At 43.3% G+C, this 13,944-nt stretch carries 12 protein-coding genes; 8 read left to right on the top strand and 4 right to left on the bottom strand.

The genetic code is table 11. The annotated features are described in order from the left end of the window. Positions 1 to 26: 26 nt before the first annotated feature. From nrfD to nrfB, 3 genes are read right to left on the bottom strand one after another with little or no spacing between them, the layout of a single operon-like run. The gene (nrfD, locus tag LNL84_RS06670; protein ID WP_244356119.1) at positions 27 to 983 is read right to left on the bottom strand and encodes a cytochrome c nitrite reductase subunit NrfD; all 957 of its coding nucleotides are present in this window, start codon (positions 981 to 983) and stop codon (positions 27 to 29) included. A 1-nt stretch (position 984) separates the two neighbouring features. Then, positions 985 to 1,671 (bottom strand): cytochrome c nitrite reductase Fe-S protein, encoded by a 687-nt coding sequence (nrfC, locus tag LNL84_RS06665; RefSeq protein ID WP_244356115.1) that lies wholly within the window; start codon positions 1,669 to 1,671, stop codon positions 985 to 987. 1 nt (position 1,672) lies between these two features. Continuing rightward, positions 1,673 to 2,266: a cytochrome c nitrite reductase pentaheme subunit gene (gene nrfB / locus LNL84_RS06660; protein WP_244356113.1), complete on the bottom strand. Its 594-nt coding sequence runs from the start codon at positions 2,264 to 2,266 to the stop codon at positions 1,673 to 1,675. 504 nt (positions 2,267 to 2,770) lie between these two features. On the opposite strand from nrfB, the gene nrfA reads away from it, so the two are divergent. The 4 genes from nrfA to LNL84_RS06640 all read left to right on the top strand — a co-directional run bounded on the left by nrfA (position 2,771) and on the right by LNL84_RS06640 (position 6,688). Further along, positions 2,771 to 4,186, top strand: a complete 1,416-nt coding sequence (nrfA, locus tag LNL84_RS06655) for an ammonia-forming nitrite reductase cytochrome c552 subunit (protein WP_244356109.1) — start codon at positions 2,771 to 2,773, stop codon at positions 4,184 to 4,186. A 183-nt stretch (positions 4,187 to 4,369) separates the two neighbouring features. Beyond that, complete coding sequence (locus tag LNL84_RS06650; RefSeq protein ID WP_244356107.1) at positions 4,370 to 4,798, top strand: hypothetical protein; 429 nt, start codon at positions 4,370 to 4,372, stop codon at positions 4,796 to 4,798. Positions 4,799 to 4,940: 142 nt separating this feature from the next. Then, positions 4,941 to 5,636, top strand: a complete 696-nt coding sequence (locus LNL84_RS06645) for a hypothetical protein (RefSeq protein ID WP_244356105.1) — start codon at positions 4,941 to 4,943, stop codon at positions 5,634 to 5,636. A 2-nt stretch (positions 5,637 to 5,638) separates the two neighbouring features. After that, the gene (locus LNL84_RS06640) at positions 5,639 to 6,688 is read left to right on the top strand and encodes a 3-oxoacyl-ACP synthase III family protein (RefSeq protein WP_244356103.1); all 1,050 of its coding nucleotides are present in this window, start codon (positions 5,639 to 5,641) and stop codon (positions 6,686 to 6,688) included. Between the two features lie 38 nt (positions 6,689 to 6,726). Here LNL84_RS06640 and LNL84_RS06635 read toward each other — a convergent pair whose 3' ends face one another. Next, positions 6,727 to 7,290, bottom strand: a complete 564-nt coding sequence (locus LNL84_RS06635) for a TPR domain-containing protein (RefSeq protein WP_244356100.1) — start codon at positions 7,288 to 7,290, stop codon at positions 6,727 to 6,729. 421 nt (positions 7,291 to 7,711) lie between these two features. On the opposite strand from LNL84_RS06635, the gene LNL84_RS06630 reads away from it, so the two are divergent. The 4 genes from LNL84_RS06630 (at position 7,712) to nirD (ending at position 13,873) form a co-directional block, all read left to right on the top strand. Then, positions 7,712 to 9,841: a GGDEF domain-containing protein gene (locus LNL84_RS06630; RefSeq protein WP_244356098.1), complete on the top strand. Its 2,130-nt coding sequence runs from the start codon at positions 7,712 to 7,714 to the stop codon at positions 9,839 to 9,841. A gap of 87 nt (positions 9,842 to 9,928) precedes the next feature. Further along, positions 9,929 to 10,549 carry a LysE family translocator gene (locus LNL84_RS06625; protein WP_244356096.1) on the top strand — a complete coding sequence of 207 codons (621 nt, stop codon included), beginning with the start codon at positions 9,929 to 9,931 and terminating at the stop codon, positions 10,547 to 10,549. A 439-nt stretch (positions 10,550 to 10,988) separates the two neighbouring features. Beyond that, positions 10,989 to 13,547 carry a nitrite reductase large subunit NirB gene (nirB, locus tag LNL84_RS06620; RefSeq protein WP_244356094.1) on the top strand — a complete coding sequence of 853 codons (2,559 nt, stop codon included), beginning with the start codon at positions 10,989 to 10,991 and terminating at the stop codon, positions 13,545 to 13,547. 2 nt (positions 13,548 to 13,549) lie between these two features. Beyond that, positions 13,550 to 13,873 carry a nitrite reductase small subunit NirD gene (gene nirD / locus LNL84_RS06615; protein WP_244356092.1) on the top strand — a complete coding sequence of 108 codons (324 nt, stop codon included), beginning with the start codon at positions 13,550 to 13,552 and terminating at the stop codon, positions 13,871 to 13,873. Positions 13,874 to 13,944: the final 71 nt, after the last annotated feature.

The raw sequence follows: 13,944 nt of genomic DNA, 5'->3' as shown, positions 1-13,944 counted from the left end.
TTTCGAAGAAAAGTGCTTTTTTAACATTACACGATGGTCATTTGTCCCGCATACAACACGAAAGTACGCAGCATTAGAACACCAATCAAACTTAAGCTGGTGACGACAAGTACAAAGCCGTGAGTATGTTTCACCTTAGCAGGGCTAAAGTAATTGAGTGCCAGAGGCACAAGCATCCCCATTAGGATGACACCATACCAGAACCAATCCGACCAAAAACCTCCACCAATTGCATTCCAGGCTGCAACTTCGTTTTGCCCGCCGCTGAAAATCAATCCAGTAAAGAAAGTCACAATGACGAATAATTCAAACATCACGACCGGACGTTCAAAGCTATGCACCCAACTGACGCTTGAACTATGAACATCTTCCTTAAACACTAATATTCCAAAGAGCAAACTTGCTGCAGCGCCCGATGATAAACTAGAGAATAGGAATAAAATCGGAAGCACAGGATTGTTAAGCATTGGATAAGTTTTTAAGGCAGACAATAAGAACCCTGTATAAGCCGCCAATACAATCGCCAAGAATCCAAGGAACAATTCAATACCGTTTTCAAACTTTTCGAATTTAACCAAAATAGTTTCAACGAAATCAAATTTACCCCCTAAGAAGTCCATAATTGGCTTTCTAAAGATAATGCCTATCCAAATAAATAGCACAGCCATATAGACCTGGAACAGTATCACGCCCATAGACATTACCGAAGTAATGTTGAAGTAGATCATAATCTTCCAAAACTCTAATGGTTTAGTAAGGTGGAAGATCAGAATCAACAAGCCAACAATAATGCCAAATGGTGCGAGCCAGGCCATCGCCTTCATTATGCCATTCTTAGCAGGGTCGCCCTCGATAACCTTGCGCTTCAAATACAAGGCAATCATCACAGCACCTGCTGACATACCTGCTAAAAACAGGTAGATAGCAATAATCCAATCCCATACCAGGGAGTCAAAATGAAACGCGGTTTCCCAAGCACTCATGTTACACCTCCCCTTTTTTGAACGGAACTTTGAACAATTTTGGCTTAGTACCTAAATGCGACTTATCGCGGTACACCAGGTTAATTTCAATCGCTTTGTTAATGTCACTTTGAGGATCGTTAAGATCACCGAAGACCAAAGCGCTTGTCGGACAACTTTCGACACAAGCCGGTTGCTTGCCTTCAGCCAGATTGGTATCACGGCAGAAGTTACACTTATCGGCAGAGTTATCTTCGGGGTGGAAGAAGCGCACCTGATACGGACACGCAGCTAAACAATAGCCACACCCAACACACTTCTCTTTATGAACGTCAACAATGCCGGTTTCTTCGTCCTTGTATGCCGCACCCGTTGGGCACACATAGACACACGGTGGATTTTCACAATGCTGGCAAGAATTTCGAGTGAAGTGGTATTCAACATCAGGATACTCGCCAATAGGCCCGGAGCGGTTTATCTCTAAACGCGACACACCTTCTGGTACTTTGTTGACTTCTCGGCACGCCTCAGTACAAGCAGTACAGCCTATACAGGCATTCTCATCGTGTAACATACCGTAGTTTTTTGCAGGGTCTGCTACATCACTGGCATTAGAGTCTCGACTGGTCAAAACTGAGGTGGTCGCAACCCCAGTAGTAAAGATGACTGCCCCTGCTCCAGTTAAGAAATTTCTTCTAGAACAACTCATATCATCTCTCCTGTTCTTCACGCTTATCGTTAAAGTCTTTGTGGCAGTCGACACACATTTTAATTTTTTCTTTGTGATCGAAAGACAACACCTTAGCTTTTTCGGCGTGTACAGAGTGGCAATTTGAACAAGTTAAGTTTTTGGCGTGCACATCGTGGGTCCAACTGTCTTTTCTTAAGTATTGAGGCTGGTGGCATTCAGTACACTGACTGTTCGCCTTCAAAATCGCCTCTTGCGAAAGCAATACTTTGTTGGTTCCAGGTTGAGATTGCGCATCATGGTACTTGATTACCGTTGAGCCTCCGTCACGGTGATCTGGCCCTATGTTGCTATGGCAATTGGTACAGTTAACCTCTTTACCAAGGTTCTCAAATGCATTGTCCCCATGCGAGCCATGCAATGTTTCTTTAGAGTCCTTATGACATTGAACACACTTGTAGTCTTTGTCACGGATAAGTGACACCTTATGCCGTTCAGATTCAACGCTGGTTTCTGACGTTGTTTCATCGGCAAAGGCATTTATTGAAAAACCATAAAGGCATAATAAGAGAAGTGCTTGTAACATCATGCCCATGGTCAATTTTATATTGCCCATTCTTTCCTTTCCTTAAACCAGTACATTAACCTTAGGTTACTCTGGTTGTAATTAATCCTCTCTAATCCAGATACTGGATTAAATAAAATCAATTCTTATTTAGGATGAGCCACAACGCTACACAGAAAATAATATTACCTAAGAGATATCTTTAATAGAATTAATCGCCATTTTAGTGAGCAGTATCACCATAATTCTACTGTGAAAATTTACATAACCAACTGAAATAAAAAACAATAGATGCCATCATCACATCGCACCCCTCTACCCCTTTAGGGTTATAGAGGGGTAATCGTGATACTAATCACGTACATAAATTGATCTAAAACAGTTTCGGTACACCATGTAATAAAATGTGTCTAAATTTGAGCTAATATCAAGTGACTGATTGAATTGATATGGCAAGCACTTAGCATCTCAGTTTAATTAGTAAGAATCTCCAATTTTTGTTTAGGAATACTGCCCCACAACGCAATTCAAAAATTAGAATATGGAGATAACACCGTGAACAAGCACTGGATTATAAGTTCCGTTGCTGCAATGGCGATACTAGGTGCCGCAAGTGCGCCAGCCTTTGCTGCCTCAGAAGACGGATTGATGGACCCTAGAAACCAAGCCTACGAGCAAGATCACCCTGATCAATACAAATCGTGGAAGCAAACCAGCGAAAGCGCAGAGATCGAAGATGCGTTAGAGCATGATCCAAATATGGTCATCATGTGGGCTGGCTATGGTTTTGCCAAAGACTACAATAAAGCTCGTGGTCACTTCTATGCCCTCGATGATGTTCGACAAACACTCCGTACTGGTGGTCCAACTGACGCTAAATCAGGACCTATGCCTATGGCGTGTTGGAGTTGTAAAAGCCCAGATGTCGCGCGTATTATCGACGAACGCGGTGAAGATGGCTATTTTGATGGCAAGTGGGCACGCTTAGGCGCTGAAATTGCCAATCCGATTGGCTGTGCAGACTGTCATGATACTCGTAGTGAAAACTTCAAAAACGGTGAGCCTGCATTAGCGCTTACTCGCCCTTATGTTGAACGCGCTTTCGAAGCCATTGGCAAAAAATTTGAGGACCAGTCACGTTTAGACAAGCAAGCATCTGTCTGTGCACAATGCCACGTTGAATACTACTTCACAGGGCCAACTAAGGCCGTAAAATTCCCATGGGACATGGGCACGCAAGTTGGTGAAATGGAAACCTACTACGATGCTCTTAACTTTAAAGACTGGCAACACGCTGTCTCTAAAGCTCCAATGCTAAAAGCTCAGCACCCTGGTTATGAAACATGGCGCGATGGTATTCACGGCAAAAACGGTGTCGTTTGTGTTGACTGTCACATGCCAAAAGTAACGAAAGAAGACGGTACCGTATACACTGACCACAAGGTTGGCAATCCGCTAGATCGCTTTGAAGATACTTGTGCTAATTGCCACACTCAAAGCAAAGATCAATTACAAGGTATTGTTTCTACGCGTAAAGCTCAGGTACTTAATATGAAGCTTACTGCTGAGAAGCAAATCGTTGCGGCGCACTTTGAAGCAGGAGCTGCATGGGATGCAGGGGCAACAGAAGAAGAAATGAAACCAATCCTTATGGATATTCGTCATGCTCAGTGGCGCTGGGACTACGCAATTGCGTCGCACGGCGTTCATATGCATGCACCTGAAGTTGCATTGGAAGTGCTGGGTACTTCTGTCGACAAAGCGGCAGATGCTCGAACTAAGCTTATTCGTCTCTTGGCTAAAAAAGGCATCACAGAGCCAGTGAAAATTCCAGACATCTCAACCAAAGAGAAAGCACAAGCGGCTCTTGGTATGAACATGGATAAGATGAACGCCGATAAGAAGCACTTCCTTGAAACAGTTGTTCCGGAATGGGAAAAAGAAGCTGACGCGAGGGAAGCTAAGTACTAATCCACTTATGACGCCATCACTTATTCAGACGGCCAATTAATGGTTTTAATAAAGCCCTAGCCTTATGGTTAGGGCTTTTTAATATCAGCTGGTTATGTGATATTTTGTTCGGAACTCCGTACTTGTTGCCCTGTCCTATTCGCTATACTATAAGGAACACAGGTCACCTTTCTGGGTCTTCAAATGAACAAACTCATTATCACTTCCATGCTTATTTCATCAACGGCCTATTGCGGAACTTTCAATACCGTTACCCTGGGTACAACAAGCGAAGGTGGTTTTGGTGTCGCGCTTTATCACGATAGAAATACCCAATATGGTTTTTACTCTAACCTTGCAGGGGGGATGGGGCCCAACAATGACGACTTTGCTTTGAATGTGGGCCTTACAAAGTCATTAAGCAATAACATTGTTGGCTATGCGGGTGCAGGCATTAGCAATAACTCTCGCCTGATACTCTCAGATGGGCCGATTAAAGAGTACGAAACCGAGCTTGGCTTCAACGGAAACCTAGGTCTGCTCTTCAAAACCGACATTACTGGGTTTACCGCGGATGTTGGCTATAACACTGGAATTGAAGCCGCCTACTTTGGTTTAGGATATACCTATTGAACACCTCTCGCCTATCGCCTATCGCCATAAATAACTTTGTCCATAGTTTGAAAGAAATCTTTGTTGAAACGGTCTAATGTTAATAACGTCACTGATACGTTGGCTTAATTAGCATTATTTTAATTCAACAATGAGTACCTTGATGAAACCGTGCTTTGCATCTATCCCTATACAGGCGTCGCTGTCTCAGTCTAACAGCCCTGTAAAATCCTGGCTTGAACTACACAAGCAGTGCCGCTTTACTTTTACAGCCTTGCAGCAAATCGCCTTATCCCGGCTTATTCCCTTACTGATTTGCGGAGAGCAATCTTCGCAGTGGGTCTTTTACAACGAAAAAGAGCGATTTAGACAATCCCCGAGTGCGTCAGAAAACGATATTGTCGATTTGGAGCGCATTGTTTCAGATGAGGTATATCATGAAAAGGCATTACTTTACGTGTTAGAGCAACTCCCCACTCCTGACGATATCAATACCATCCGTCGCCGAAGCCAATTGTTTTTCGCAGGGTTAGGAAAGCAGCTGACGATAGAGCAACATTACGCACAGATTGCATGTCTGGACAGTTGGGTATGTAAACTAATGTTAGCGCTTGAGAAAAGTACTTTGCCTTGCTCCCACCCATTCGTATCACTTTGTCGATGTATCAAGCAAGATGAAGCAAAACATGTTTCAATCGCCAAAAAGCACTCTAAACAATCTGCGCTAACAAAAGAGCAGCGCCTGCGTTTATTTGATCAACTCACTCAAAAGCTTCACAAGCTTTTATCAACAGAGAAAAAGGCTTTTCTAACTATCGGTGTGGATATCGATACTTTGTTTATCACAAGGACGAATTAACAATGAATGCATCCATTTTGGACACTAAGCTAAGCCTTATTTCCGCGGCAAATTGTTATCCGGATCAACACTTAGATAATGATTCTCTATTCACGGCTCTCTCACTATTTAGTGGTCCGAAATATGCCAGAAAAGCCAAGTTTATCGCCAGAAGCCTTGGCGTCCATTCTCGCTTTTTTTCTCGGTCCATCACGTGCAACGCAACCACACCGATCGTCACTAATGCTGAACTCTGTGCCGCTGTGATTGAAGAGTTGCTGAGAACGTCTGACTTGTCCATTGAACAACTGGACTACCTCATTGCTCATACCACTACACCTGATACATTGCTGCCACCAGGTATTGCCTGGGTTGCAGAAAGGCTTAACTATAACGGTCCCTTTATTGAACTCAGGCAAGCTTGTACCGGGTTCGCCAATGCCCTTCAATTCGCGTTACCTCGAATCTCCATGACCAACAAACCCCTAGTGATTTTGGGGAGCGAGACTGGCTCTTTACACTTCAACTTTGACGATATAAAACGCGACAACTCCCAGTTAGTGAACTACATGCAAATGGGAGATGGCGCTGCCGGTGTTCTGTTAGCACCTTGGAATGGAAGTAAGAGAAGAGTCATCAGCGGATGTTATTTCGGCCAGATTGGTACAAACAGCCAACCCGGGCTGACATTGCCCAGCCGGGAGCTCGACGATAGCTTATCTCCCTATTTGTTTCGTCATGACGCTGTGTCTGTCAAACAAAACGGAGCAAAACTAATTCAGGCTTGCGTATCGGCCTTGAACAGTCAAGGGTACGATATTCAAGAGTTTGATTACATCATCCCTCACCAGGCAAGTGGGCTTATCGACCAACAGGTTGCCAAGCTACTGGGAGTGCCGACTTCACGGGTTATTAACGATGCAAAATGGTTAGGTAACCTAGGTTCAGCCGCCATTTGGAGTAGCTTTTCACACCTAATCAATAGTGACAAACTTAAACAAGGGGATACCGTTGCTATTCTCGGCGCTGAAGCAACAAAGTACATGTATGGTGGGTTTGTTTATACTCATTGATTGGCAATACAATTGCCATCGAATGTATTGCCACCAACCTAGAGTCTGGCTTTGGTTTGATTGATTTTATCGATCAAACTCACTCTATCTATGCCTTGTCGATTCGAATCTAACAATTGCATCCATATATCAATGGCTTTTTGGTACTCGGAATTTAAGTGATAGTCAGACGCAAGTAAAAGCAACGCAGTATCATTTAACGGGTCCATAGCAAGTGCACTATCTAAAAGATGACGAACATCTTGCGTTAGATTTTGCTTCTCAAGATAATATTTCGCCGTTGCACGCGCCGCAAACTGTCCAGCGTATGGTGTGTTAGACAAACGAATAGAGTAATCAAAGCAAGTATCTGCTGATGCAAAATCACCAAGCTGCATGTAAAACTGCCCCAGAGTAAACCAATTCTTAGAATCATTGGGATCCTCTTCTAACGCTTGCTGAACTTTGGCCATTAACTCAGAGCCAGAGTGGATATTTTGAGGAGGTTCTGCTTGAGGTAAAGGTTGCTTTGTCGCTTCAAACACTAAAGTCGCAACGGATACAATACAGACACTGATCAATAAAGAAGTTGTAAGGCGAGCTCGGGTATTCAATTTCCGCAAGCTAAATAAAATCACCACAAATACACAACATAAAAAGCTGACGAAAAGAAAAACAGTGGACATATCGATAACAACATTTCACAACATATTGAATTTTGCAGATTATACCCTACTATCTTTGCCGTTAATGTGACCTAACATCACAGGAATGCCCTCTTCTCCAATTCTAATTAAAATAGCCCTCGCAGCACATTATCTATGTGTAATCTCTGGCTTGCACTTAAGTAAGTAAAAGCTTTCATCTAATAACGAGTACAGTGGCATTAATAAGGGAAAATATTTCACTTCTATGACAATGGAGTGCGCCTACCAACAACATGATAAGTGTTACATTTCATAATGTTAAATATTGTAATTTAACAATAAAAGTCTAGTATTAACGTCGATTGGTATTCTCAAGCAATGGAAGGAACCATTAGCATTGACTCGTAAAAATATTTGGATGAAACACATTTGGAGCGCAGTAATTGCTGTCGTGTACTCGTTTTCAATCGAAACAGTACGAGCGCAAGCCGTGCCAGCGTCTTCTCAAACAGCACAATCAAACACCTATTTGGTTTCAGCCAACGAGAGAGATTTTCTCGCTCGTTTTATTTTCTCAACGATTTCTGAACACTCGAATATCAATTTCGAATACGTACACTACCCCGAGTTTGGTGCGAGGCTTAAAGCGGTTCAGACAGGGCAAATCGATTTTGCTGCGAACATAACTTATACCCGAGCTCGTTCGAATCTGTTTATTTTTTCCCAACCCACTAACATCGAGCCAACCTACCTATTTAGCCAAAAAGGCCAATCCTTTGAATCGATGAACACCGTAGGAACAAGCATGTATACGGCGTTCACTGATATCATACAAAAATATTACCCCAACAAACGTGTCATTGATTTCAATAATAATGACGTAGCTTATTACGCCATCAAAAAAGGACACATTGATGGCTATATTGGTACTTTTTTGCAGCTTGAGGAGTTTTTAAACGCCGGTTTCAAGGCCACTCAAATTAACGATCAAGTGTCTATTCCTCCAGTATCTATCATCACTAATAAAGAGGAGAATAGAGCGCTACTTAGACGATTTAATCTCATCATTTCTCAAGAAACGGTGCAAAAACAACTGAGAGAGAAATTAGACGAGTACATCAGCAGTATTGCTGTTAAACACCTACGGCAATTAATGCATGACTCGGATATAGATGGCTCTCTTCCGATCAGAATCCTCCTCACTCAAAGTAAGCCTTATGTTTTTCTAAATGATGCTGGTAACGTTGCTGGTATATCGGTTGATTTTGCTAAGCAAATTTGTGCCCTTAATGCATTAAAATGCCAATTTACTTACCATTCTGTTCAGCCACTCTCAAAACTAACACTGCCAGAAAATGACATTGAGTATGATGTCATTACTCCGGTTTCAAGTTCTTATAAACTGAGCCATTTCAAAAGGGGCTTGCCACCAGTCAATCATAAAACCTACGTAAACTTAGAAGGTGTTATCGCCAAACGGATGGGTTACAAAGATCAAGTCCACAAGCATGTATCAGAGCTGTTCTCTGAAAAGGTTGGTGTTATCGCCAACGGAATTTTCGCTAAGATCGCAGAGCAACTCTTGCCCAATAAAGAATTCATCTATTTTAGTGATTCAGAAAACCTACTAAATGGCCTGCGCAATCGCACTATTGACTATGCGGTGACTGACCGAGTGACACTTAACAAGATTCTTTACGACAAGAAAACCTTCGATATCGTCGAAGATCCTTACTTCAGCGATTTTTATACCCCAGAGCTGCAATTTGGTTTTGCTGATACCCAAAGAGGTCGTGCGTTATCTCAGCTATTTAGCCGTACCCTTGACTTTGTCGACGCAGAATCGATTACCCTGAGCTATCAACCCCCTTCTAATTGGAAAGAAGTGTTCGAACAAAAACAAGAGCAACAACGTTCATTTGTCGTCAATCTATTGTTGGTTCTATTGGCCCTTGTCACCCTTCTCTTTGGATTTGTCACCAATCATCGGGCAAACCATGATGCGTTAACCAAGCTTCGTAATCGGCACTCCCTCAATCGCATCGCAAAACAATCGTTAGGTAAAGGCAACTGCCTAATCTATATCGATCTCAACGAGTTTAAACACGTCAATGATACCTACGGACACAGCGTGGGAGATCAAGTTCTTAAATGCTATGCCAAACTTCTAAATAAAGTCATTGACGGCAATATTTATCGAATTGGTGGCGATGAGTTTGTTGTTATCAGCCCCATCAATGAAGGCAGCTTAAAGTTTATTTTACCGAAGTTAGAGTCTTTTGAATTTGTCGTCCGACAACAGCATGTAACGCTGCAACTCACAGCATCAATGGGCGTTTTCCTGTCTGATGTCAGTGACCTTACTATTAAAGATCTACTGGTATATACAGACCTGGCTATGTATGAAGCAAAAGGTGACGCGGTCACTCGAAGTGTCATTATTGATAAGTACAAACTGGAAACGATTAAGCGAATGCACCACTCAACGTTGCACTCTTTACCGCCTAAACTCGATGCTGTGGTCTAATTTTCTGATACTTCAATAAATTGATAGTTCTATCAGAGCAAGTTTGTTTTAATACCGTCTTTAATCGTATTCAGATCGAGCCGCATTATGGATTGGGCCACACTCACTATTTTTATACCAACTTTCTTTTTCGTGTCGATAACCCCTGGCATGTGCATGACTCTGGCACTCACCATGGGCATGAGCATTGGCTATCGCCGCACATTATGGATGATGATCGGTGAACTCCTAGGTGTTGCCGTCGTGTCACTCGCCGCTTTACTTGGCGTTGCTGCCATCATGCTCAAATACCCTACGATATTCACAGTATTCAAAGCCGCTGGTGCATCTTACCTGTTCTATTTGGGCGTCCAAATGTGGTTATCTCGTGGAAAGCTCGCCATTACTAACGATCTACCTTCAGATTCGCAATCCAACGATTGGGATTTGATCGTACAAGGATTTATTACAGCCATCGCGAACCCCAAAGGTTGGGCGTTTATGATTTCGTTACTCCCTCCTTTCCTCGATCAAGAAAAACCGATGACTTATCAGGTTGCTATGATGCTGGGCATTATATTAATGAGCGAGTTCGTTTGCATGACCATTTATGCTACGGGTGGTAAAGGGCTAAAACGTACATTAGGGCATTCAAAAAACGTTAAGCTAATGAATCGCATTGCAGGTAGCTTAATGTGTGGCGTTGGTGTATGGCTTTTCTTAGGCTAACATCCGTTTTGTAAAGTATGCGGGTAATACTGACCCTGTATTACCCATTTTCTTAAGCCCTACGACGCTCCCATTCAGCTTCCTTCGTTTTGCCTCTTTAAAATCGATTTTCACCCTGACCCACATTCTTAGACAAGAATCGGATCTCATTCTTATATGTAATTTATTTTCACACTTGTAATTTGGTCGGCATCTCTAAAAGACATAGATCGTTACATTTTATTGGTTGAAGCAAGCGTAGCATTCCTAACAAACCATCACTTGACGTATGTACTTGTTTAACAAGTCACCCACACAACCATAAGTACGTTCAATAAGTAACCATTCAATCTACCCCTTTAGGGTAGTTTTATTTCGTAATTGATTTACGTCATGTATTAATTTACCAACAAAAATAACAATGCACGGAGACTTAAAGAAATAACCCTTAGGTATTAATATGAGCCAGATGAAGCTTGTCGTTATCGGAAACGGTATGGTTGGACATCGCTACCTCGAAGACTTAGTCGAGAAAAGTGATGTGACTAACCTAGACATTACCGTTTTCTGTGAAGAACCTCGCGTCGCGTATGACCGTGTTCACCTTTCCTCTTACTTTTCTCATCATACAGCCGATGAACTTTCCTTAGTTAAAGAAGGTTTCTACGAAAAACACGGCATCAATATGTTGATTGGTGAGCGTGCGATTAACGTTAACCGTGAAAAGAAAGTTGTGTATTCAAGTACTGGTCGTGAAATACAGTACGATAAGCTCATTATGGCAACGGGCTCTTACCCCTTTGTTCCACCAATGAAAGGCAACGAAAGCAAAGACTGTTTTGTTTACCGTACTATCGAAGATCTCAAAGCTATCGAAGCAACCGCAAAGAAAAGTAAGCGTGGCGTTGTTGTCGGTGGCGGCCTGTTAGGGTTAGAAGCTGCTGGAGCACTTAAAGCACTAGGCGTAGAAACTCACGTGATTGAGTTTGCTCCAGTGCTCATGGCAGAACAGCTTGATCTACAGGGCGGACTGCAACTACGCAACAAAATCGAGCGTATGGGCGTTCAGGTTCATACCAGCAAGAACACTCTCGAAATCAAACCTGAAGGTAAAGAAGCTCGTAATACTATGGTATTTGCTGATGGCACAGACCTTGAAGTAGATTTCATCGTTTTCTCTGCAGGTATTCGCCCACAAGACAAACTTGCCCGTCAAATGGGTCTTGGTGTTGCGCCTCGTGGTGGTATCGAAATCAACAAATTTGCTCAAACTACCGACCAAGATATTTACGCAATTGGTGAGTGTGCTTCGTGGAATCGTACTTTCTATGGTCTGGTTGCTCCTGGCTATAAGATGGCAACCGTTGCTGTAGATCACCTGGTTGGCAATGACAGCCAGTTTGAAGGCGCAGACATGAGCGCTAAGCTAAAACTGCTTGGTGTTAAAGTAGGCTCAATTGGTGATGCAAATGGCCGTACACCTGGGTGTAAGAGCTACGTCTACCAAAATGAAGAGCAAGAAGTTTACAAGCGTATTATCGTATCAGAAGACGGTAAGAAGTTACTTGGTGCTGTCATGGTTGGCGATACGTCTGACTATGGTGATCTACTTCAGCTTAAACTTAATGACATCGAGCTACCAAAGCACCCTGATACTCTGATTCTTCCAGCACACGCCGGAGCTGAAAAGCCAACACTAGGCGCGGATTCCCTTCCTGAGTCAGCGGTTATCTGTTCTTGTTTTGATGTCACTAAAGGCAAGATTGCTCAAGCTGTTGCTGATGGTCACCACACGATTGGTGATATCAAGGCGGTAACTGGTGCAGGTACGGGTTGTGGTGGTTGTATTCCACTTGTGAGCTCTGTTCTCAACGCAGAACTTGCGAAATCGGGCATCGAAGTAAAAAACGATGTATGTGAACACTTCGCTTACTCTCGCCAGGAGCTATTCCACCTAATTCGCATCGAAGAAATCAAGACATTCGAAGAGCTACTTGAGAAACATGGGAAAGGTTACGGCTGTGAAGTATGTAAACCACTAGCAGGCTCTATCTTAGCCTCTTGTTGGGGCGAGCATATTCTTAAGCCCGAACTTGTGAAACTGCACGACACCAACGACAACTTCCTAGGTAACATTCAAAAAGACGGGACTTACTCTGTCATCCCACGTATGGCGGGTGGCGAAGTAACACCAGAAGCGCTAAAAGTACTGGCTGAAGTTGCTGCAGAATACAACCTGTACACCAAAGTAACAGGCGCACAACGTATCGGTCTATTTGGTGCACAAAAAGATGACCTTCCTGCGATTTGGAAAAAGCTAATTGAAGCAGGTTACGAAACAGGTCAGGCATACGCGAAAGCACTTCGCATGGCAAAGACTTGCGTCGGTTCAACATGGTGTCGCTATGGCGTACAAGATTCTGTTGGCCTAGGTTCACGTATCGAAAACCGTTACAAAGGCATCCGTACTCCTCATAAGATGAAGTTCGGAGTGTCGGGGTGTACTCGTGAGTGTGCAGAAGCTCAAGGTAAAGACTTAGGTATCATCGCCACCGATGCTGGCTGGAACATGTATGTGTGTGGTAACGGCGGTATGAAACCTCGCCACGCAGATCTACTGGCTTCTGACCTGGACGAAGCAACATTAATCCAGTACATCGATCGCTTCATGATGTTCTATATCCGTACTGCTGCGCCACTACAGCGTACTTCGGTTTGGATGGAAAACATGGAAGGTGGTGTGGACTACCTACGTGAAGTCATCGTTGACAATAAACTTGGCATCAACGACCAGCTTGAGGCTGACGTTCAACGCCTGGTTGGTGATTACAGTTGTGAGTGGAAAAACACCATTGAAGATGAATCTCAACTAACGCGTTTCTCTCACTTCATCAACAGTGACCTGCGTGATGACAACGTGGTATTCGTTCAAGAACGAGAGCAGCATCGTCCTGCAACATTCACAGAAAAACACCCTGAAGCGAAAGGCGACATCTTACACGTTGAGCTGGAGAACTAATCATGGCATTTCAAAAAGTATGTGATATCCAAGAGATCACCCCTGGTACCGGGGTATGCGCACTGGTTGATGGTCAGCAGGTTGCTATCTTCCGCCCAACTGCGGCTGAAGACATTATGGCCATCAGCAACATGGATCCGTTCTACCAATCAAACGTACTTTCACGTGGCTTGATTGTTGAGCACCAAGGTGAACTTTGGGTTGCAAGTCCGCTCAAAAAGCAGCGCTTTAGCCTGACAACAGGCGTGTGCATGGAAGATGAGCGCTTTAATGTGAAAGCGTACAAAGCTCGCGTGACTAAAGGTACTGTAGAGATTTCTGCATAAAAGTAATTGCCGTCATCCTCGTGAAAACGAGGATCTCATAAAACAAGTGATTCGCTGTGAGAGATCTCCTT

It is taken from the genome of Vibrio gelatinilyticus (assembly GCF_022836845.1).
GTDB lineage: Bacteria > Pseudomonadota > Gammaproteobacteria > Enterobacterales > Vibrionaceae > Vibrio > Vibrio gelatinilyticus.
Note: the sequence above shows the minus strand (reverse complement) of the source record. Positions and strands in the feature narration are given on the sequence as shown.